We start from the raw sequence: 21,186 nt of genomic DNA on the forward strand, positions 1-21,186 counted from the left end.
GAATTGCCCGCAGGGACGCTCCAAGCTCTCATGGCCTTGCCGCCTAAAATCGCTCCACTGGAGCGATTTTGTCTTCGGCGCGGCTACAAGCCCCTCACCCGCGGCCTCGTCTCATTGAGCACCAGTTCCGTCATCGCCCAGACCAGCGCGTCCACCCGATCCGGCGAATGGCCCTCGGCCTTGCCATCTGGCCCAAAGGCACAAAGCTCGTCCTCCAGCGCCGTCAGCCCCGCCACATGGCGCACCAGCCCCCGCGCATAGAGTGCCGCCACCGGCTCGGCACGCACCCATTTGCCGCGGTTGGCACGCACCTTGCGAATGGGCACCGACCGATCGACCTGTTTGAGCATCTCCTCGACGAGGTCGCCGCCCTGGTTGACCTCAACCACGATGCAATCGGCCTCATGCGCCCGATAAGCCGCCACTGCCCGCGCTGCCCAGATATCGGGGCGCATGCCCTGCAGTGTTGCATCTTCGAGCACCACGGCCCCCTCGCCCGCTCGTCCAGCCACCACAATGCCGCAGGCGTCCGAGCGCTCGGTGCCCGTCACCGGCGGATCGACCGCCACGACAATCCGGCCATCCACCACGCCGTCAGGCGCCCGGAACATCGACCGCTGCCAGAGCGCGTCAGGCCGATCCTCGATCAGCTCGCCATCCAGTTCCTGCCGTCCAAGAACCGAGTCACGATAGCGCTCGACCACAGCCCTGAAGAAGGCATCGGCCAAATGCTTGTTTACCTTGGACTTTGCACGGCTGATCACGGACTGATCGTCCGCCATCAGGCGTTTCATCAGCTTGGTGGCGCGCGGCGTCGTCGTTACCAATTGCCGTGGCCGCTCGCCTAGCCGCAGGCCGAATTGCAGCATGTCGAAAGCGGCTTCGGCCTTGCGCCATTTGGCCGTCTCATCGCACCAGGCAGCAGCAAATTGCGGCCCGCGAAACCGCTCCGGGTCGGATGCCGGCAGCAGATGGGCTTCCACGCCATTGGGCCAGATCAGCACACTGCCGGTCAGCCTTGGTGCCATCCAGGGCGGCGATATCCGCAGAATGCCGCTTTCTCCCTTGACCATCACCATCTCGGCTTCAGTCATGGTCTCACCCACCAGAGCAATCGGGCCGATGCCCTTCTCGGCCAGCATTCTCACCCATTCTGCCCCGGCCCTCGTCTTGCCGGCGCCGCGTCCCCCCAGCAACAGCCACGTTGTCCAGTCACCGTCAGGCGGCAATTGATGCGGCATTGCCCAGACTGACCAGTTGAACATCAAGCGGCTGACTTCGTCTTCCGGCAGCAATGCCTCTTCGCGCAGCAGGCTCGCGCGCAGTGTCGACATCGTGTCAGGTCAGCCCCTTTGTGATGGCGTTGATGCGCGCCTCGAGTTTGCGGCGCATTTCGGAGGCCTCACCTGGGTCAGTGATTGTCCCCTCGGTATGTCCTTCTGCTCGTTCCATGGTGATGAGTTTGTCCAGATCGCGGACCAGGTCATTGAGCACCTTGCTGTCCACCCGTGTGCCCTTGTCCATATCTTCCTCCACCAGATCCATCTGCCGTTCCAACAGCCCCAGCAACCGCGCAATCAGCAATTGGCGGTCGAGCGCCCGCTTGCTCCCGGGGCGCACCCATTTGTGCGTCCGGGCGCGCACATCCAGTTGCCCCCGCCGCAAGCGGTAGCGGTGGGCAATGCCATTGCGGGTCAAGCGGCCCAACTCATAGTCGCGCCGCACTTCTTCCCACGGTACCGCCAAGCCATCGCGGTCCCGCTCAGGGTCAAGTTCATCCATGTCAGGAATTTCCGTTCAGGCCGTGGGGTCCGTTTGACCCAATTTTCCGACCATGCCTGAACACTAACAGACCGGCGTCACGCGGGGATATCTTTTACAAATTTCTCGTAGGCAGCCATTGGGACGCGAGCCCTCTACTCCAGCTTCGCCGCTGCCTCGAGCGCCGCTTGGTCGCTCTTTGCGCTCATGGCCGTCAGGCCGCGTTCCACCGCATCGACGATCATCCCCTTGGCAGCGCCTTCCAGCTCCGGGCGGCAGCGGGCAAGGGTTTTCAGGCCCGCTATCATGCGCAGCATCACCTCTATGCTCCCGGCTCCATCACGGGCAATGGGCCGGAACGCGTCCGCCATCAGATCATCTGGGTCGAGCCCGGCCACCAGCACCCGCTCATATTTGAGCTCGCTGTCCTCTTCGGGCCGCTCCGTCAGCACGCGCACGATCGTGCCCACCACAGCGATTGCCGTGCCCGGATCATTGATACCGGGTGACAGCGCCTTGCCGGCAATTTCAGACAGCACGATCAGACCGAAGCGCGGATCGCTATCGAACGTCCGCGTCGCGCCGATGGTGAAGGCGCCGGCCAGTTTCTCGGCGAGGGCTTCGTCCACTGCGCCGGCCACCATTACCAGTGGCCGATCCGGTGCCGCATAGGCACCCGGCCGCGCGGTAATGGTAATCAGCAGCTCCTGCTCATCGGCGCAGTCCTGCAGGCGTCCAATGTCGATGTGCTGCACATAACCGGTCTTGCGCGAATAGATGGGATCACCCGAGGGCTCACCCGAAAGTTCGCGGCAGCCCAGCAGCCCCTTGCCTGGCACAGTCCGAAAGGCACGCTCAGCCGCCTCTCCGGCCCGGTCCAAGGTTGCAGCGACGCGGCCAATGGCGGAAATCTGGCCAATCCAGCGGATCAAGGCCGCAACCACCAGCACGACAACTGCCAAGGTCACCACGAACAGCAGCAACCGTCCGGCCTCGCTGTAAATCCCGGCCGATAGTCCGATGATCCCGACGATCGAGAACAGGAAGGCGCCGATAAACACCGAAATCGAGGTCTGTGCGCTGCGATCCCCGACGATCAGCGGCACTGCCCGGGGCGTTGTCTGCTGAGATGCGCTGGAGAGCGCGCTGACAATAGTGGAAAGCGCAAACACGGCGACCGTCAGCAGGCTGGATGCCAAAACGGTCAGGATCGACTCAACGGCTTCGGATGACAGGGTGAATGGCAGGCCGTCGGGTATCAACCGCGCCATGCCAAAGGCGATAAGCAGTGTCAGCACGGCAACCAAAGAGAATGCGGCCGGCAAAAACCACATGCGCTGGGCAATCTGCCGGACCTTGAAAGCGAACTGACTCATGGACTACCCCCTCGTCAGATAAGTCTTATCCGCTAGAATTGGTTGCGCCCAGCCGCTCATCGGCGGAATCAGGGTCCAAAAATGCGCCGTGCCTCAAGGGCAAGGCCAAGCCCGACGCTGCCCAGCACATCGGTGCGGACAATTTCGGCGTCGGGAAACAGTGCACTCAGCCGTCCAGCGACTGCTGGGACCAGCGTAGAGCCACCAGTCAGGATCAGGCTGTCTACCTGCGCTGCAGCAACTCCCGCCGCGCGCAGCGTCTCGCCGATTGTGCTCTCGAGTCTTTCGATGGACGGCGCCAGCGCTGCGGCAAGCTGCTGGCTTGTCATTTCGGTCGCAATTTGACGATCCCGTACGTTGAACACAAAAGCCACTGTCTTCTGATCGGAAAGTGCAATTTTGGCGTCTTCCACGGCGCCGATCAGGCGGTGACCCAACCGTTCTTCCACCAGCATCACGAAGGTCCTGACCTTCTCCGCCTCCTGGGCCTCGCGGATCGTCGAGCGCAGATCGCGCTGCGCCTTGGCGTCGTACAACCGATTGATGCGGTGCCAGGTGGAGAGATCCACATAGGGCGCCACCGGCAGGTGCCGCTTGCCGTCGAGGGTCCGCGAGCCAAGGCCAAGCTCGGGCATCACCCGGCTCATAGCCAGCAGCCGGTCAAAATCCGTTCCGCCGATATGCACGCCGGCCGTTGCCAGAATATCGTCGCTCCGGTCCGCACGGCCGGCACGATCCGGCGACACGCGCACCAGGGAGAAGTCCGATGTGCCGCCGCCCAGATCGACGATCAAGGCAATGCGTTCGCCGGTGACCTGCCGCTCATAGTCGAGCGCCGCGGCAATCGGTTCGAACTGGAATGCAATCTCGTCAAAACCCTGCGCCCGCACTGCGGCCTCAAGCTGGCCCTGCGCTTCCCGATCAGCCACCGGGTCGTCGTCCACGAAATGCACCGGGCGCCCCATCACAACGCTGGTCAGGTCCTGACCCAGTGCGGCCTCGGCGCGCCGTTTGAGTTCCCCGACATAGGTACCAATGATCTCGCCAAAGCCGAGGCGCCGCTTCTTGACACGGGTTGTATCGGCGAAAAGTGCCGTCCCCAGGACGCTTTTGAGCGAGCGCATTAACCGGCCGTCGGCACCGCTGACATACTCAGCCACAGCCGCCCGCCCGTAATAGAGCTGGTCATCCTCAAAGCTGAAGAACAGCACGCTGGGCAGCGTCCGCTCGTTACCTTCCAGCGCTACAAGGGCGGGTTGGCCATGGGCATCGATCTGCCCCAGCGTCGAATTGGATGTGCCGAAATCCAGGCCACAGGAATGGGTCATGGCGCGCCGTCCGCAACAAAGGAGAGGTCGCGCCTACCGCGCGGGGACGGGTCTCATAAAGGCTGCCCGTTCACCTGGCAACCGTGAGGTATCAGGCGGCGTGACGCCGTTTGTCGTCGCGACCGCGCAGGTCCATGACTTCCAGTCGCGCCAACCCGCGCCGCTGAGCTTTCTTGACCGCCTGCGAGGCGGCATTGAGCACGGCGCGATCCAGTTTCCCATGCGGATTGACCACGGCGATTCCGGTGCTCAGCGTCACCTGGCCGGCATGGCTTTCGCGATTGGGAATGCCCTCACGGCGCAAAGCGGCGGCAATCCGGCTGGCCAGATCCCGGGCCATCAGCGCCGGCATGTCGGGCAGCACCAGCACAAAGCCGGTCTGTCCGCTGCGCAGGCAAATCTCGGTCTCGCGGCTCAATTGCGCGCCAATGATCGATTCGAGGGAATCAAAGCTGTCTTCAACTGCTTCGCGGCCATATGTGGCGAAGTATTCGGCATAGCCATCGATTTCGAGGGCCAGAACACACAGCGACACGTTGCGTTCTGCGCAATAGCTCCAGCCGCGCCGCAGTTCTTCGTCGATGCGCTGCGCCAGACGGGGTTTCTTGTTGGGATTGCGGGCGATAGCGGCGTGGCCATAGGCCGGCTCCTGCGCTTCGTTGCCACGCGCCAGCGCTGTACGAATGCGCGCCCAAAGCCCTTCACTGCCGCTCATGGTCACTCTGTTCATCTAGCCTGTCCTGGGCCATTACCCGATTGGGCCAATCAGGCCACACTTATGGTTAACAGCAGGTAAGCACTTCACATCAAAGGCTTTCCGGCGGCTCCCATTCGGGCCAGTCCACCGCATGTTCTTCCCAGTCCTCAGGATTAATTTCCGTCTCCAGAAACGTTCGCCCTTTGACCGAAACGCCCACATCCACCACGGTTTGCGGGTCGCCCGAGACCAGCGGATGCCACCAGGCCAGGCCCTTGCCCTCGGCCAGACGGCGATAGGCGCAGGTGGTAGGGATCCAGGGAATTTCCCGCACGTTCTCCGGCGTCAGCTTGATGCAGTCTGGCACGATTTCCTTGCGCCGGGGATAGTTTGTACAGGCGCAAGTGTCTCCATCGAGCAGTTTGCAACGCACATCCGAGGTGATGAGCGCGCCGCTATCCTCATCCTCAAGCTTGATCAGGCAGCACCGCCCGCAGCCGTCGCACAGGGCTTCCCATTCGGTTGGAGACATCTGCTCGAGCGACTTTTCTTCCCAGAAGGCCATATTTACCGTTTGCCATTCATGTTGTTGCCGGTTTGCGCTTGCGGGCAGGCCAATGCAATCATATTCCAGCGATTGCGTTGCCTTGTCCGGGTTTTGCGGACAATCCTCCCCATAACGGGGCGTTGGGGTGCAAAGTGCAGGATCCATTCTACACCAAGGAAAAGAAGCGCAAGCCAAAAGCCGGCATGTTGGCGGCCGACGCCTGGCTCGATTCCTCGCTCTATGAATTCTGGCAGACCCTGGGCCGTGGCTACACCCGCTACCAGGACTTCATGTCCCGCTTTCACGTTTCGGGCATAAGGCGCTTCTTCGTCGAAATTCTGTCCGATGCCTTCAGTTTCGGCGCGATTGGCGCTGTTTTGATGACTGCCCTCGCTTTGCCCGCCTTCGATATCATCGACCGCGGCGCCTTCAACAAGGCCGAGGATTATTCGGTCGTGTTCATGGATCGATTCGGCAATGAGATCGGCCGACGCGGCATCCGCTCGGATGATAGCGTCGCGCTCGACCAGATGCCCGACTATCTGCTCAAGGCGACCCTGGCCACCGAGGACCGGCGCTTTTACGAGCATTTCGGCATCGACGTCGTAGGCACGCTGCGTGCCCTGATGAGCAATGCGCAGGGCGATCGCGGCACCCAGGGCGGGTCCTCGATCACCCAGCAGCTTGCCAAGAACCTGTTCCTTTCCTCAGAGCGCACGCTGGAGCGCAAGATCGTCGAAGCCTTCTTGTCGGTGTGGCTTGAATGGAACTACTCCAAGGATCAGATCCTCAAGCTCTATTTCGACCGCGCCTATATGGGTGGCGGCAATTATGGGGTGACCGCCGCCGCTGAATTCTATTTCGGCAAGCGCGTGCAAGATATCAGCCTGGCCGAGGCTGCCATGCTTGCCGGCATGTTCAAGGCGCCAGGCAATTACGCGCCCCATGTTGATCTGGCTGCCGCGCGCGGCCGCGCCAATCTGGTGCTGACAAATCTGGTCGCGTCCGGCTTTCTCACCGAGGGCCAGGTGACGGCAGCGCGCCGGCATCCGGCCGCTGCCATTGACCGCAGCGACGATATCAACTCTCCCAACTATTTCCTCGACTGGGCTTTCGAGGAAGCCAAGGCGATCATCGAATCCACCAATGCGCCGGGCAATAACTTCATCGTCCGCACCACGATCGATACGACGCTGCAATCCTATGCCGAGGAAGCCATTACCTCGGTCATCCGCGAACAGGGCGAGCAATATCGGGTCGAACAGGGCGCCATGGTTGTTACCGACACCCAGGGGGCCATCCGCGCCATGGTGGGCGGCACGGACTACGCCAAGAGTCAGTTCAACCGCGCCATCGTCTCCACCCGCCAGCCCGGTTCATCCTACAAGCCGTTCGTCTATGCGGAGGCCTTTGAGCAGCTAGGCCTGACACCCAGCGACACGATTTCGGACCGCCCGGTCTGCATTGGTGACTGGTGCCCGCAGAATTACGGCCGTTCCTATCGAGGCCAGACAACCCTGCTCAGCGCCTTTGCCGCGTCGATCAACACCGTGCCCGTCACCCTCTCGATCAAGACCGGGCGCGATGCAATCGCCCAACTCAGCTATCGCATGGGGCTGCGGCAGGAATACCCCGTTACGCGCTCACTGGCGCTCGGGGTGGCCTCCGTTTCGGTGCTGGACATGACCAGCTCCTATGCTGTCTTTGCCAATCGCGGCTACAAGACCCAGGCCTATGGCCTGACCCGCATGACGACGCTCAATGACCAGCTCGTCTGGGAACGCGATGCGGATGCACCGCGCGAACGCGTGCTCTCTGAGCAGACGGTGTCCTATATGAACCAAATGATGCATACGGTGGTCACTGGTGGGACAGGGCGGCGTGCCGCTGTGGATGGCGTGCCTGCATTGGGTAAGACCGGCACCACCACGTCTTATCGCGATGCCTGGTTTTGCGGCTTCACCGGCAATTACGTGGCTGCTGTTTGGTTCGGCAATGACGACTACAGGCCGACCAACAATCTCACAGGCGGCTCCCTGCCCGCCACGGCATGGCAGAAATTCATGGCCTTTGCCCACACCAATATCGAAGTCATGCCGGTCTTCGGCGTCGATTTCGATCCACCGCAGGCCATTGTCGCCGATACAGATCTGGAACAGGTCGAAGAAGTGGCTGAGCGTCCGCCCAGCCTCAAGCCGGCCGCCGCCCGCAAATTGCTCGATCTGGCGGATCGCCTGGAAGCGGCCGGCGCGAGCGCCGCGCCGATCCGTGACACCGCACAGGCACCCGGATCAGGGCCGACCGGCCTTTGACGTCACAAACGCCTTCCGCACCGGCTATTGCATTGCTACAAGCCTTGCCGACCCTTTACGCAGCGGCCCGGCCAACCATGCCACAAATGCAGACGAGCTGACCCGTGCGTTTCATTTTGCGCCTCCTCACCGCCATCTGCATTGCCCTGGCTGTCGGCTTTGGACTGAGCTACTATGCTCTCACCGATGGACGCCTGTTTGGGGCCGTGTCTCTGGGACCCTGGACAGCCTGGCCAGATGTTGGCTCTCCAGCCCCCAATCCCTATACGCGCGGTCACATCACCCGGGAGGCGGCGCTACAGCTTGGACAAAGCGAGGGCCTGGAATTCCTTGCCACCACCGACAGCGATGGCGCGCCACTCGATCTGGCCTGCTCCTATGTGATCGCTGGGCATGTTCCAGTCTCGACCTTCTGGACACTTTCCGCAGTTGATAGCGAATGGGTCAACCTCGCCGCCCCCGGCACGGAGACAACCTTGCGCTCTAATGAAATCATGCGCCAGCCGGATGGTGAAATGCGGCTTCATGTCGGCACGCAATTGCGACCGGGTAATTGGCTCGAACTGGCCGGCAGCGGGGCGTTCCAACTCGTCCTGACGCTCTACGACACCCGGGCTCTGTCCAGCTTTGCCTCCTCAGATACGACCATGCCCTCCATCACCCTGGAGGAGTGCCCGTGACCCGGACCTTGCTCTGGCTGATCGGCGGGCTGATCTTGGGTGGCATCATCCATATCACTGCCATTCTGACCCTGCCGCTTCTGGCCGAGGAAACCACCTGGTCCCGCATCAGTGCGCTTGACGCAAGCAATCGCATGCTGGTGCTCGACCGCGTGGCACAGGGCGATCCCAATCCGCTGCATCTGGATCCCGAGTTGAGCTATGGGCTGTGCCAGATCAACCTCAGCGAAGGCCCGGCCTATCTCAATGGCGTGCTGCCCGACGCCTTCTGGTCGGTTGCCGTCTATGACCAGAACGGCATCGTCATCTATTCCACGACCAATCGCGACGGTATCGGCCAGACGGTCGATATGGGCATATTCAATGCCGCGCAGACGCGCCTGCTGGCCCAGCAGCAGATCGATATTGCCGAAGGGCTGCTCATCGTTGAGGCACCAGCCAACCAGCTCTTTGTGCTCGTTCGCCTGTCCGCGCCCCATGAGGCAATGCGTACCCGCTTCGAGCAGGAACTGTCCGAAATTACGTGTGGGCCAAGGGCATGATGATGGGCGACTATTTTGAGCTGCGCAGGCGCAGCGACGACCTGATCTACAAATTCATGCGCGCAACACGGGAAGATGGACGGCCCGGTTTCAGGAGGTCGGATCGTGACCTGTGGATCGAATTTCGACCAGAGCTGGGCTGGATCGCCTGGGACGATGAGAACAATAGACTCTCAGGCCGACCGTGGCATGTCCTGCCCGGGGACCAGTCACCGGACGGACCACCCGCTGGCGAATGGGTCAGCAAGAAGGGCGACAAGTCCTACGTCTATGAGCTGGTCTACACAGATCCATGACGCCGCAAGCCTTTGATAACCTGCTTGCCGCCACGGTGGCTCGCTACCTCTCGGAAGTCGCTGCACCTGGCGAACATCTCGCTTTGCTCCGCTGGCAGATCGAACAGGGCCATCGGCTTGATTTGCGCACCACCTATCCCGGCCACGTGACAACCAGCGCCATTATCCTCTCGCCCGACCACCGCCAGACTTTGCTGATCGACCACATCACGATCGGCCGCTGGCTGCAGCCGGGCGGGCATTATGAGGACGCGCCGGCCTTTCACCACTCCGCCATGCGCGAGGCCGAGGAAGAGACCGGCGTCACCGGCCTGACCCTGCACCCCTGGCACAGCCAAAGCGACCTGCCCTTCGCCATCGACAGCCATGACGTGCCAGGCAAGGCTTCGCGCAACGAGCCGCCGCACATCCACCACGATCTGCAGTATCTCTTCCTTGCAGACCCGGCCCTGCCCCTGGTCGCCCAGCTCGAAGAGGTCCATGCCGCGCAGTGGCAGGATGTGGCAATGCTGGACGAATTCGCACCCAAGGCCGCCGATCGACTGCGCACACTTGCCGCGCCGGGCTGATGCTTATGTAACGGCTCGGCTATCCAGCCGGTAATGAAATCTCCGGGCAGCCACGCCGCGTACGGTTCGCCTCGCGGTCCAGAAATTCCCGCATGGCTCCAGCATGCAGTGCCGCAAATTCCAGGCGTCGGATCCACTGCAAAGGATCCTCGTCGCCGCTGTCTTGTTCGGCCCCAAACTCGTGGACAGTTCGGTAGTACAGCGCATCAGATTCGACATAACCCAGCGTGAGCCCTGCGCGCCTGGCCAGCAGAGGCCATTCGACATCATTGGCGAGACTGTCGATCCGGCTCTCAGTCGCGATCAATTGCACCGCCGCTGGTGAAAGACGCCTGATGGCGAACATCAGGTCCCAATTCTCTCCGGTAAGCAGTTGGTGGGTGTGATTGACCAGTCGTTCGGTCTCCCGCAGCCGACGAGGCTCTTGCGCAAGCGCGCACTCGGAGCGCCCGACCACCAGAAGATCCGCGTCGGGCTCGGTCGCCAACGCCCGATTCAGATCATCCCGACCAAGTTCTACCCAGCGTAGCAAATGGTCAAAATCGGCATAAAGGACGTGGCGGCCATCAGCCGCTTGTACAACTGCATCGCGCCGAAACCGACCGATATGGGCTTCATTGCTCACATGGCGAGTGATCGTCGCGCCCAGAGCAGCGGCGGCATCCACCACTTCGGGCCGTGTGAGATCAGAGACATTGAGCGCGATGGTGGGGAACACCGCCTGCAAATCCGCTGTCAGCCGCGTTATCGCATCAGCAGTTCGACCGACCGGATCATGCAGAGTTGCACCAAGCACCACCTCGATCATGTCGCCCCCAATAAACCGTCGCAGTGCAATGCTGGCCCTGCCGGTTGCCGCTGTCTAGTCCTCCGCCGGCAAGAGCGCGTCGACAAATCCCGGCTCGACAAACTGGATGCTGCCATCAGGCAGACCTAGAACCCGGTCAATCACCACACCCTGCCAGTCCAGCGCCGCACTCAACGCGGCATTGGCCGCCCGTGCATCGCCGGTCCCCTTGCTGGTGATCGCCCTGGCCACGGCGTCGTGGGTCATGCTGCCCAGCGCCAATATGGCCTGCGCTGCCAGGTGAGCGTCGGGCACGTCAAAGCTGCCATCGTCCCGCCCCGCTGCGATGATCTCGGCAAACAGGGGCAGTACAGCTTCAATATTGACGCGGTTGATCCGATGATAGAGCGTCATGTTTTCCGGGCGCAGCAGCGCCGCGAAGGCCGCCAGAATACCCTCGGCATGCTCCGCCTTGAACCGGCGCAACGCCCGCAGGGACTGGTTGAGCCGTTCGAAGGCGGTCAGACCGGGGACATCCATTACCTCCTTGATGAGCTGCGTGGACACGCCCGCAAGGCGCTGGCTCACGGCTTCCAGCACATCCTCCTTGGCCGCAAAATGGTGATAGAAACCGCCCTTTGACACCCCGGCAGCAAGCATCAGGTCTTGAACTGTCGTCGCCTCGAAACCCTTGGTGAAAAACAGGTTCTGCGCACAATCCAGGATCTGTTCGCGCCGCTCGTCCGCGCTGAGATAGCTCCGCGCCAATCCAATTCTCCTTGCAAACCGACCGTCGGTCTGTTTATGCTGCACTGCGCCAGTCAAGTCAAGGAGCCGGTCATGGCAGTGGCCAAAATCGCTGACGACATCATCTCGGTGACCGATCTCAACTATCGCTACGCGGGCCAGGCTCGCCCTGCCGTTGCAGGCGTCAACTTCGCCGTTCGGCGCGGCGAAGTATTCGGCCTGCTCGGTCCATCCGGCGCCGGCAAGAGCACCACGCAAAAGGTGCTTACCCGACAGCAACGCAGCTTTGGCGGTCAGGTGACTATCATGGGCAAGCCACTCGGCGCTTGGGGCTCGGACTATTTCGAGCGCATTGGCGTGGGGTTCGAGCTGCCCAATCATTATCTCAAATTCACTGCCCGCGAGAATTTGACCTTCTTCGCCTCGCTCTATGCCCGCCCCAGCCGCCCACCGGCGGATATGCTGGCGTTGGTGGGGCTGGAAGCCTATCTCGACAAGAAGGTCGAGACCTTCTCCAAGGGCATGCGCATGCGGCTCAACTTCGTGCGTGCCCTGCAGCATGACCCCGAACTGATTTTCCTCGACGAACCAACTGCCGGCCTAGACCCCGTCAATGCGGGCATCGTCAAATCACTGATCGCCGACCTCGCCCGGGCGGGCAAAACGATCGTGCTCACCACACATAATATGAACGATGTCGATCAGCTCTGTGATCGCATTTCCTTCATGGTCGATGGGCGCTTCGCCGCTCTCGACACACCCGACGCCCTCAAATCAGCTCATGGCAGACGCATCGTCCGGGTCGGTACACCGGATGGCACAGCGCAGGACTTTTCGCTCGATGGGTTGGGCGACAATGCCGAGTTCCTGGCCCTGCTCCGCACCGGCCGGGTCGACCGCATCCATTCCCAGGAGGCGAGCCTTGATCAGGTCTTTACCAATGTCACCGGGCATCGCCTCGATGCAGCCGAAGCAGGAGCGGCGGCATGAGCTCGACCCTTTGGCGTCTCGTCCTGTGGGATGCGCAATTACAGGTGCGGGAGAACATCTATCTCTTCACCGTGCTGACCACACTGGCATTTGCCATCTTCCTCAAGTTGCTGCCGCCCGATGCGCCGCCGACAATTTTCACCCTGGTGCTGTTCTTTGACCCGGCGATTGTGGGCGCCAGTTTTGTTGGCTCCATTGTTCTGATGGAGCGCAGCCAGAACACGCTGTCCGCCCTCTCGGTCTCCCCGGCGCCAGTGCGGGACTATATTCTGGCCAAGGTTGTCACGCTGACCCTGCTGGCCATTGCCGGCAGCCTGTTTCTGGTCGCCGTGGCATTCTGGGTTCCGCCAATCGATATGGTTCTGCGATTTACGCTGGTTCTGATCTTCACCGGCGCCGTCGGGGTACTGGGCGGTTTCCTGATCGTCGCCAGGGCCAAGTCGATGAACCATTTCATCGCCCGCGCCATGCCGATCACCATCATCCTGTTCCTGCCACTGCTGGCCCATTTCGGTGTCATCACCGGTTTCTGGCAGTGGTTGCTGTTCGCCATCAATCCGGGTCACGCCATGCTGCGCGCCATGCTTTGGGCGGCAGATCCGGCTGCGGTCAGTTCGGCCGATATCATCTATGCCTTTGCCTATATGACCCTGATGATCGCGGTCTTTTTCCGCTGGTGCGTGGTCACCTATACGTCCGAACTCGGCCGCGTCGAGGAGTAGGGAGCCCAGCGATGAAGCGCGTCCTCAACGTCATCCGCCACGACATCGTCTCGATCACCCGGGACAGCGTCATGGTCAACATCGTGGTCATGCTGCTGGTGCTGGCCGTAGCGGCGGCCACACTGCGGCATATGGGGCTTTATCCCGAATGGTGGCACAACACCCAGCTCCTGCTGCTGCTCTGCTACATGCCCGGCATGGGCTATCTGTTCGCCATGCTCATCGTCGACGAAATGGATAGCGGGGTGAACCAGGCTCTGCTGGTCAGTCCGGCCTCGGCGATGGCTGTCCTCTGCGCGCGTGTCGCCCTGCCCACCGCCTTTGTGCTGATCTATGCATTTGCGTTCATCTACAGTGCCCAGGCCATCGACCTGCCGTTCCATCACTGGCTATTGCCGGTGTTGACGCTGTCCATGTCTGTCGCCTGGGTGACGCTGCTCGTGCCCGCCATTTCGCGCGACAAGGTAAAGGCTTTGGGGCTGTTCAAGATCCTCAATCTCTACACCGCCATCGCCACGGTCGGGCTCTTCATCCCCCAGGACGCCTGGTATCGGCCGGTACTTTGGTTGACGCCCGCAAGCTGGTCCCTCAACGGCATCGAGGCTTTCATCGCCAGTCAGGAAGCCGCCGGTTACGCATGGTCGTTCGGTGGCCTGCTGTTCTTTGGGGCCCTCGTCGCCCACGCCGCATGGCTCTACCTGCGCCGCCAGGCGCAGTAATTCCCTAGAGCACTCCCGTCACGGCACCCGCCACTCCAAGGGAGAGCACGACCAGCCAGGGTGGCGCCTTCCAGGCAACCAGCGCCACAAAGCCAGCCAGGGCCAGGGTGAAGTCGAGGGGTTGCAGCACGGCACTGACAAAGACCGGATCGTAGAGCGCGGCGCCCAGAATGCCGACCACCGCCGCATTAGCCCCACGCATTCCCGCCTGCGCCATCGGCCAGCGCCTTAGCATGTCCCAGAAGGGCAGTGCCCCGAGCAATAGCAGCATGCCCGGCAAAAAGACGGCAACCAGCGCGATGGCGCTGCCCCAAATCCCATTGGGTTCAACGCCGCTCACCGCGCCGAGATAGGCCGCAAAGGTAAAGAGCGGCCCTGGCATGGCCTGGGTGGCCCCGTAACCTGCCAAAAAGTCGTCGGCCGACACCCAGCCGCGCGTCACTACCTCGGCCTCCAGCAGCGGCAGCACCACATGCCCGCCGCCGAACACAAGCGCACCAGCGCGGTAGAAGGCATCAAACAACGCAATCCCCTGCCCCATGCCGGCGAATAGCGGCAAGACAACCAGCAGGACAGCAAATGCTACAAGGAATCCAATGCCGATCCGGCGGGACCCGGGAAAGCTATGTGGCGACAGAGCGGCATCGCCCCCGCGGCAAAGCCAGAGCCCTAAGGCACTGCCAAGCAGGATTGCACCCACCTGCCCCAGCGCTCCACCAACCACCGCAACCAGCCCGACGGCCAGCACTGCAATCAGTGCCCGTTCCCGATCCGGCGTCAGGTTTCTTGCCATGCCCAGCACGGCCTGCGCCACAATGGCCACGGCCACCAGCTTGAGCCCATGCAGCGCGCCCTGGGCCATTGGGCCGTCCAGCGCTGCAGCACCGAGTGCAAAGGCCAGCAGCAATAGCGCCGAAGGCAGTGTAAAGGCTGTCCAGGCCGCCAATGCCCCGAGAGGGCCGGCCCGCATCAACCCAAGAGCAAACCCGACCTGGCTCGATGCCGGCCCCGGCAGAAACTGGCAAAGCGCGACCAGATCCGCATAGCCGGCCTCGTCGATCCAGCGGCGGCGCGTCACCAGTTCGTCGCGGAAATAGCCCAGATGGGCAATCGGCCCGCCAAAACTGGTCAACCCCAGCTTCAGAAAGGCCCCAAAGACCTCCCCAGGCGTACCCTGCGGTCTATTCTTCGCTTCAGTCACTCACCCTCCGGCCCCGCTATTTCTGCGGCACAATTTCCTGATCATGGACCATGGTTTGGAAGCGCGACGGTATGGTGACACCGTGCCCGCTGCCACTCCCCGAATTGGACGAACAGAAGTCACCGCGATTGGCTCGATCGACCCAAGGGCGCATGCGGCGCAAATTCTCGTCGACGCTCATCGACTGTTCGTGGGGCGTTTCCACGAGGAGGTGATCGAGCGCGTAGGAGTAGCTTTCGTAGCGATAATTGAGCGCCCGGACGAACCAGTCGACATGCCACTGGTTTTCGGTGTGCCGCGCCGCGACATTGCCGGCCACGCTATCCTCGATCCCGCTCAGTTCGGCCAAAGCCACGCGCCGCTGCCGATCCACCTCCTGAACGGCGCAGATCGACTGGAAAGTCTTGGGCAGCGTGTCGATATCGGCCAGAATGTGCCGGCCGACCGTATTGTAGCGCGTTGGCGAGGAGCGATATTGCGTCGTTCGCAGCCAATTGTAGTAGCGCTCAACGCCGTAGCGGTAATCGCGCGCCGGTCCGATCCGGGTGCGCTGCAGTTCTACTGAAGAATCAAACATCCAGTCGCGGCTATGCGCTGCAATCAGGAAGCGCCAGGTGCGATCGTGCATCTCGCGTTCCTGGTCGGTCTGGTTGAGGTTGGAAACCGGCTCCCCGCGATTGGTCGCGATCAGCTCGCCAGCATAGGGCATGACCTGGTCGTGCAGCACACTGGGCTGCGCACGGCCGAAATCGCCGACCGGTCGGGCCACGCAGCCCGCCGCCAACGCAGCTAGGGTGATCAATGCGAAAGTGCGGAACAATAGGCCGCGATGGCGTTCAGACACGCTTGCGCTTGCGCCTGTTGTCGCTGTGATTGGTTGGTGGTGGCGGCGTCCCGCGTTCATAACGCACCCCGGTAAAAATCAGGATCTGGGCGTCGCCGGAAATCTGTTTCCCAGCGCCGGCGGATGTCTTCCGCCTCTCGAACTTTATCAGCTGACCCAAGCTGGCCTCCATGCTGCGCCGCTCCCCCGTCCCTAGTGGGGGCAGCGAGTTGAGTAGTCTCGTCCCGGCGCGACGCCCCTCGCGCTGATACGCATTAAGAGATCGTCAAGGTTAACAGTCTGCTAACGAATTGACGGCAAGAGTCTGCCTTGCATCAAATCGGATGCATAAATGAGTCGATGGTTCCGCCGGATATGCTTGGATTTCAGCCCTACGAGACCTTTCAGTTGCTGATCGAAACCGGTGGTGTCGATCGCACAAACACCTTGCTGATCGCGGCATGCGACGCCTATGCGCGGCGCGGCAAGCCCACTGTTCCCGAAATGGAACAGTTCGAGGCACTGGCGGGACGACTGTTCCCAATCGCCGGCCCCCAGGCTCGCGCCAAAGGGGCGGCCATCCTGGGGCGGGCCGAAATGCTTTCCCCAGCCCTTGAGCGCTTGGTGGTGGAAAATATTGGCGAAGACCTCATCCCCTTCCTTGAAGGGGCAGTCGAACTCTCCGACCAAACCATGTTGGATACAATTGCGCGATATGACGTGCCGGCCTGCGCTACGCTGGCTGCCCGTGCCGACCTCAGCAATGTGGTGCTTGCCAAGCTTTTCCAGATGAATTCGCGCAAGGTCTATCGTGCCTTGGCGGCCAACACCCACATCGTGCCACGCGGCGCCTATCTCAGCGCGCTGGCCCGCTCGGCCCAGATGGATCATCTGGTCGCCGAAGCACTAGGCAAGCGCGACGACTTCGACGCGGCCTTGCTGGCGCCGGCATTTTTCGATCTTTCGGACGAGCATCGCGTCAAGGTCATTCAGGCCTTTGCCAATCGCACCACACCCACAGCGCCGATTTCACGCACGATCGAGCAGCTCTCGGTTGCCACGGGGGAATTGACCAAGGCCCTGATGAAGCTCTTTTCAGAGAATCGTCGTCCCGAAGTCACGCGCCTGCTTGCGCAGATTACCGGGCTGGATGAAGTCCGGTGCGGCCAGATCGCGCATGATGTGACGGGGGCCTCGCTTTTCGTGATCCTTAGGGCCTTTGGCTCCACGGCCTATGACGGTCTCAAGGTACTGATCCACGCGACCAGTCATGACAGCGAACGCTCCCGCGCGCTGGCGGATTTTGCCACTCTGTTCGGGGCAGTCTCACCCGAGTCCATGGCCTATCTGATGAGTGCATGGCGTGGCGAAGTGAACCTGCTTGAGCTTTCCAAGCCGCAACACCAGCCGTTCACTCAGGCCAGCCGGCGCACGGCATCGCTTGCCCCGGCGCACAACCCCGTGGTTGACCAGGCCATCGAGGCCCTGGCCAAGATCGGCGTGCGCCGCGCGAGCTGAGCTGCAACGACAATAGTTGCTGGCTAGCCCTTTGGTTCGCGCACCAGGTCGATCCCCAGCTCATCGCCGCGCATGTCGATGCTCAGCACCCAGAGATCCGGATCGAATGAGATTTCCTGGTCGATGCGTTCACGCACCTTGGCGGGTTCCACCCGTTCGAAACGGCGTTGAAACATCTGCCCTGCATTGTCGCCCCGGCTTACCGTTGGCGCAGGTGTGAACAGTGATCGTGTTCCATCAAGGTGATCGACCTCGATGAAGATTTGACCGGCTATGGGATCGCCGCGTCGCGCCACAACGCACATATTGCCCATGTCATTGTGGCGCCGGACAAAGGCCATGCACCACAAATCGCTGCGAAAGCTGGACACGTCAGATCGTCGCGCCTGCCTTCAGCAGGAGCTCCACCAGGTCTGGCTGCACCTGCCCGGTCATTCTGTAGCGGTAGAAATTCTCGAACTCGCGAATGGCGCGCGCCGTTTCCGGTCCAGGCTTGCCGTCAATCGGGCCACGAAAGAAGCCAAGGCTGGCCAGACCGGTCTGTATCTGGGTGACCAGTGCGGCGTCGGTTGCGGGCGCCACGGACGCTGGCGCGGTACTGGCAAGCTGCACTGTCTGGCTCTGCGTGGCCGCGGGCTGCTGGGTCTGGACCGTAGCTACCGGCTGCACGGGCGCCGGCATGGGCTGGGCAACCGGACGCAGGGAAGGCAACGAGGCACTGGGAATGGGCGGACTGCCGGCAGTACCAGCGCCGCCGCGCGATCCATCAACAGCGGCGATGATCGAATCGATAGTATTAGCCGCCGACTGAGCGACATCGTCGAACACCTGCTCGGCCGGCGATAGTGTCTGCAAGCGGGCAACGACCTGATCTTGCTGAACTTCTGGCGCAGCCACCGGAGCAGGAGCGGTCACCGCCGCTTGCTGGATGGGTGCTGGCTGCGCAGCGACAGGCGACGGCTCGCGCAGAGCCTGTGGCTGAGCATCGACCGGCGTCCTCACGCGCCCTGCGGAATCCGCATCGAGAATGGCCTGAACAACGGCCGGGTCATTGGCGCCGGTCGGGGTCATGCCATTGCGCTGTTCAAACGCCCGAATGGCCTCGGCGGTCTTGGGCCCGTAATAGCCGTCAACTTCGCCAGTAAAGAGCTGCAGCTCCAACAGCTTCTTCTGCACCGCGAACATCTGCGCATTGCCCACGGGTGTATCCGGCACAACCCGTTGCACCGGCGCGGCAACGCTGCCTGTAGTCTCTGCGCTCGCTTGTGGCAGCTCGGGGAGCACGGGGGCCGACTCGACCGAACTGGTCCGCGGCGTGACGGGACGCTCGACAACCGGTGTCGGCAGCGGCGCAACAACATTGCGCGATGGCGCAAAAAATGGCGATGGATGTTCAGCCGTCTGGAAGAACAGGGCGTTGCTGCCCGCCAGGGCGGTCAGGGTCACCATAGCCAGCAGACCAGTGGACGCCAGGGGCGCGCGCATGTAGCGCGAAATAATCCAGAGCCCCGCTCGGCCGAGGGTACCAAGCAGGGCGCTGCCCGCCATTAGCGGCAGTTGGGTCAGGGTCGAAGCCGTCATTGTGCTTTTCTTTTTTCGTTTGGCCATGAAGTGGGGGCCGCAGCCACGGGCTCACGATGAAGTTGCAGAATGTCGGCAGTTTCGCCCGGTTTGGTTGCCGGACCGTTTATGGGAAGCAAAACAGTGATGGTTGTCCCCGCCCCAATCTCCGACATGGCGCGCAATGTGCCTCCATGCAGCTCGACCAGGCCCTTGACGATGGACAGGCCCAGCCCGGTCCCCTCATATTTGCGGCTCAGGCCATCCTGCACCTGGAAGAAGGGTTCACCGATTCGCGCCATGGCTGCGGGAGCCATGCCGATACCGCGATCCTTCACGGAGAAATTGATCGACTGCCCCTGCCGCTTGACCGCAACAGTCACCAGGCCGCCTTCATGGCTGAACTTGACGGCGTTGGAGAGCAGATTGATCACAATCTGCCTGCACACCCGCTCATCTGCCGACATCAGCGGCAGGTCCGGTTCAATTTCCGACACCAGCCTGACATTGCGTTCCTGCGCCAGTGTCTCCACCATGGCAAAGCAGGCCGGGATAATAGCGCCCGCATCCATGGATTCGGCTTGAATCTCGAATTTGCCGGCCTCGATGCGCGACATGTCGAGCAACATGCTAACCACTTCGAGCAGGTGTTTCCCGCTCTGCTGGATCAGGCCGGCATATTCCTTGTGCGTGGGCGAGAGATCTCCGCCGATGCCGCTCGACATCATCTCCGAAAAGCCGACCACGGCATTGAGCGGCGTGCGCAGCTCATGCCCGATGGTGGCGAGGAAGCGCGACTTGGCCTGTGACGCGTCTTCGGCAACACGGCGAGCCTCCGCCATGGCCGCTTCGGCGTCCTTGCGCGCCGTTATGTCGCGCAAGAGTGCAATGACGTCGTGGCGCTCGCCGCCGGCCGAGTCGTCAATGATCGGCGAAAGCTGCACTTCGACCCAAAGGAAGCGGGGAATATTGCTGCGGGCATGCGGATCGTCCTGCCGCAGGCGTAGTTCAATCAGGCGGTTCCGCCCGTCCTGCGCCGCTTCGGCCAGGGCTGTGAGAAAGGCCGGGCGATCCATGATGTGCAGGCGCTCGGCAAGCTTTGCGCCAGCCACCTGGTAACGCGGACAGCCAAACAGGGTTTCCGAAGACCGCGATGCAACCAGAATATTGCCGTCAGTCGACAGGCGCAGCACGGTATCCTGCACATGTTCTATCAGATGGCGATAGGCGCTGACTTGGGCCTTGTCGTTCACCTCGAACGCCATGTTGATGCGGTGGGCGCTGAAGGCAACGACTGCAAACGCAACGGCAAAGCCAGCAACCGAACTATAGGTCAGGACGGCTCCCGCCAGGGGCGCCGTAGGCAGGCCCAGACTGGCCGCAGCCATGCCCAGCGCCGTCACTGGCACCAGGCCGAGCCAGCTCAGCCGACGCAACGGGCTACGCGCGATCAGACCAGCGAGCACCGGCCCCATAACGGCCATGGCCATGCCGGCGTCGCCCAATCGAGGGTCAACCAAGGTCAGAACCATGCCTGTGGCCATCAGCGTGGCAACTTGCGCGGCGGCCGCGATTTCCTGCTGGCTGCGCTGGTGCAACGCCAGACTGATCAACCCGCCCGCCAGTACAAGCGAGGCCAGCAGGAACGGGACTGAAGCACCCAAAATGAGAGCATATATGGCTGGGACCATGCCCAGCAGTGCAGCGGCGGCAAGCAGCTTTGCATTATTTGCGATGGTTTCGCGGCGCAGCAGCTCGGGCCAATTGCCAGAGCCGGACGAAGCGGTGACGCTTCTCTTGCTGGCTCCGAATAGAGTGAAGCTACGCATCAACAAAAAACTCACTAACCGACGCCTGTATTCCTGCGGCCCGAGGACCGTTCGCTGGCCCTTCCCCGAGCCATTTTCGCCCGAATGAAACCGGGTCGTTGTTGACTTGAGCCTCGGCCAGCAACCGCTAAGAGGGGCTTAAGCCACACCCCCAATCGATCTGATTCACGTTGGTAGCGGGG

22 protein-coding genes are annotated in these 21,186 nt (G+C 62.0%); 9 read left to right on the forward strand and 13 right to left on the reverse strand.

What is annotated here, in order from left to right; genetic code table 11:
- Positions 1 to 83: 83 nt before the first annotated feature.
- The 6 genes from DDE76_RS03950 to DDE76_RS03975 form a co-directional block, all read right to left on the reverse strand.
- A complete protein-coding gene (locus tag DDE76_RS03950; protein WP_104891539.1) occupies positions 84 to 1,334 on the reverse strand; it encodes a DNA-packaging protein in 1,251 nt (416 codons plus the stop codon).
- 4 nt (positions 1,335 to 1,338) lie between these two features.
- Positions 1,339 to 1,782 (reverse strand): hypothetical protein, encoded by a 444-nt coding sequence (locus DDE76_RS03955; protein WP_104891540.1) that lies wholly within the window; start codon positions 1,780 to 1,782, stop codon positions 1,339 to 1,341.
- 134 nt (positions 1,783 to 1,916) lie between these two features.
- Positions 1,917 to 3,137 (reverse strand): DUF2254 domain-containing protein, encoded by a 1,221-nt coding sequence (locus DDE76_RS03960; RefSeq protein WP_104891541.1) that lies wholly within the window; start codon positions 3,135 to 3,137, stop codon positions 1,917 to 1,919.
- A 68-nt stretch (positions 3,138 to 3,205) separates the two neighbouring features.
- Positions 3,206 to 4,465 (reverse strand): Hsp70 family protein, encoded by a 1,260-nt coding sequence (locus DDE76_RS03965; protein WP_104891542.1) that lies wholly within the window; start codon positions 4,463 to 4,465, stop codon positions 3,206 to 3,208.
- 91 nt (positions 4,466 to 4,556) lie between these two features.
- Positions 4,557 to 5,195 (reverse strand): diguanylate cyclase domain-containing protein, encoded by a 639-nt coding sequence (locus tag DDE76_RS03970; RefSeq protein ID WP_104891543.1) that lies wholly within the window; start codon positions 5,193 to 5,195, stop codon positions 4,557 to 4,559.
- A gap of 76 nt (positions 5,196 to 5,271) precedes the next feature.
- The gene (locus DDE76_RS03975) at positions 5,272 to 5,727 is read right to left on the reverse strand and encodes a YcgN family cysteine cluster protein (protein WP_104891544.1); all 456 of its coding nucleotides are present in this window, start codon (positions 5,725 to 5,727) and stop codon (positions 5,272 to 5,274) included.
- 134 nt (positions 5,728 to 5,861) lie between these two features.
- Between DDE76_RS03975 and DDE76_RS03980 the strand changes: the two genes are divergently transcribed.
- The 5 genes from DDE76_RS03980 to DDE76_RS04000 all read left to right on the forward strand — a co-directional run bounded on the left by DDE76_RS03980 (position 5,862) and on the right by DDE76_RS04000 (position 10,108).
- On the forward strand, positions 5,862 to 8,021 hold the full coding sequence (locus DDE76_RS03980) for a transglycosylase domain-containing protein (protein ID WP_104891545.1): 2,160 nt from the start codon (positions 5,862 to 5,864) through the stop codon (positions 8,019 to 8,021).
- Between the two features lie 104 nt (positions 8,022 to 8,125).
- Positions 8,126 to 8,701 (forward strand): DUF1214 domain-containing protein, encoded by a 576-nt coding sequence (locus tag DDE76_RS03985; RefSeq protein ID WP_104891546.1) that lies wholly within the window; start codon positions 8,126 to 8,128, stop codon positions 8,699 to 8,701.
- Positions 8,698 to 9,243 carry a DUF1254 domain-containing protein gene (locus DDE76_RS03990; protein ID WP_157955652.1) on the forward strand — a complete coding sequence of 182 codons (546 nt, stop codon included), beginning with the start codon at positions 8,698 to 8,700 and terminating at the stop codon, positions 9,241 to 9,243. Before DDE76_RS03985 ends, DDE76_RS03990 begins: the two co-directional genes overlap by 4 nt.
- A gap of 2 nt (positions 9,244 to 9,245) precedes the next feature.
- The gene (locus DDE76_RS03995; RefSeq protein WP_245891793.1) at positions 9,246 to 9,539 is read left to right on the forward strand and encodes a hypothetical protein; all 294 of its coding nucleotides are present in this window, start codon (positions 9,246 to 9,248) and stop codon (positions 9,537 to 9,539) included.
- The gene (locus DDE76_RS04000) at positions 9,536 to 10,108 is read left to right on the forward strand and encodes an NUDIX hydrolase (protein WP_104891549.1); all 573 of its coding nucleotides are present in this window, start codon (positions 9,536 to 9,538) and stop codon (positions 10,106 to 10,108) included. The genes DDE76_RS03995 and DDE76_RS04000 overlap by 4 nt, the downstream gene beginning before the upstream one ends.
- 19 nt (positions 10,109 to 10,127) lie before the next feature.
- Here DDE76_RS04000 and DDE76_RS04005 read toward each other — a convergent pair whose 3' ends face one another.
- Positions 10,128 to 10,916: a hypothetical protein gene (locus DDE76_RS04005; protein ID WP_104891550.1), complete on the reverse strand. Its 789-nt coding sequence runs from the start codon at positions 10,914 to 10,916 to the stop codon at positions 10,128 to 10,130.
- A 54-nt stretch (positions 10,917 to 10,970) separates the two neighbouring features.
- Positions 10,971 to 11,663, reverse strand: coding sequence for a TetR/AcrR family transcriptional regulator (locus DDE76_RS04010; protein WP_104891551.1), 693 nt, complete (start codon positions 11,661 to 11,663; stop codon positions 10,971 to 10,973).
- A 72-nt stretch (positions 11,664 to 11,735) separates the two neighbouring features.
- Here DDE76_RS04010 and DDE76_RS04015 point away from each other — a divergent pair, with 72 nt between their 5' ends.
- The 3 genes from DDE76_RS04015 to DDE76_RS04025 are packed head-to-tail and all read left to right on the forward strand — an operon-like array spanning position 11,736 to position 14,073.
- The gene (locus tag DDE76_RS04015) at positions 11,736 to 12,632 is read left to right on the forward strand and encodes an ABC transporter ATP-binding protein (RefSeq protein WP_104894707.1); all 897 of its coding nucleotides are present in this window, start codon (positions 11,736 to 11,738) and stop codon (positions 12,630 to 12,632) included.
- Complete coding sequence (locus DDE76_RS04020) at positions 12,629 to 13,354, forward strand: ABC transporter permease family protein (RefSeq protein ID WP_104891552.1); 726 nt, start codon at positions 12,629 to 12,631, stop codon at positions 13,352 to 13,354. Before DDE76_RS04015 ends, DDE76_RS04020 begins: the two co-directional genes overlap by 4 nt.
- 11 nt (positions 13,355 to 13,365) lie before the next feature.
- Positions 13,366 to 14,073, forward strand: coding sequence for an ABC transporter permease (locus DDE76_RS04025; protein WP_104891553.1), 708 nt, complete (start codon positions 13,366 to 13,368; stop codon positions 14,071 to 14,073).
- A 4-nt stretch (positions 14,074 to 14,077) separates the two neighbouring features.
- Here the strand turns inward: DDE76_RS04025 and chrA are convergent, their stop codons facing one another.
- Positions 14,078 to 15,274 carry a chromate efflux transporter gene (gene chrA, locus DDE76_RS04030; RefSeq protein ID WP_104891554.1) on the reverse strand — a complete coding sequence of 399 codons (1,197 nt, stop codon included), beginning with the start codon at positions 15,272 to 15,274 and terminating at the stop codon, positions 14,078 to 14,080.
- A 16-nt stretch (positions 15,275 to 15,290) separates the two neighbouring features.
- Positions 15,291 to 16,118, reverse strand: coding sequence for a hypothetical protein (locus tag DDE76_RS04035; RefSeq protein WP_157955653.1), 828 nt, complete (start codon positions 16,116 to 16,118; stop codon positions 15,291 to 15,293).
- A 354-nt stretch (positions 16,119 to 16,472) separates the two neighbouring features.
- On the opposite strand from DDE76_RS04035, the gene DDE76_RS04045 reads away from it, so the two are divergent.
- The gene (locus DDE76_RS04045; protein ID WP_157955654.1) at positions 16,473 to 17,615 is read left to right on the forward strand and encodes a DUF2336 domain-containing protein; all 1,143 of its coding nucleotides are present in this window, start codon (positions 16,473 to 16,475) and stop codon (positions 17,613 to 17,615) included.
- A 23-nt stretch (positions 17,616 to 17,638) separates the two neighbouring features.
- Here the strand turns inward: DDE76_RS04045 and DDE76_RS04050 are convergent, their stop codons facing one another.
- From DDE76_RS04050 to DDE76_RS04060, 3 genes are read right to left on the reverse strand one after another with little or no spacing between them, the layout of a single operon-like run.
- Positions 17,639 to 17,986: a DUF1491 family protein gene (locus DDE76_RS04050; RefSeq protein ID WP_157955655.1), complete on the reverse strand. Its 348-nt coding sequence runs from the start codon at positions 17,984 to 17,986 to the stop codon at positions 17,639 to 17,641.
- A 1-nt stretch (position 17,987) separates the two neighbouring features.
- Positions 17,988 to 19,196 (reverse strand): peptidoglycan-binding domain-containing protein, encoded by a 1,209-nt coding sequence (locus DDE76_RS04055; RefSeq protein ID WP_158672367.1) that lies wholly within the window; start codon positions 19,194 to 19,196, stop codon positions 17,988 to 17,990.
- Complete coding sequence (locus tag DDE76_RS04060; protein WP_104891560.1) at positions 19,193 to 21,004, reverse strand: PAS domain-containing sensor histidine kinase; 1,812 nt, start codon at positions 21,002 to 21,004, stop codon at positions 19,193 to 19,195. Before DDE76_RS04060 ends, DDE76_RS04055 begins: the two co-directional genes overlap by 4 nt.
- Positions 21,005 to 21,186 lie beyond the last annotated feature (182 nt).

It is taken from the genome of Devosia indica, from assembly GCF_003056405.1.
Taxonomy (GTDB): domain Bacteria; phylum Pseudomonadota; class Alphaproteobacteria; order Rhizobiales; family Devosiaceae; genus Devosia; species Devosia indica.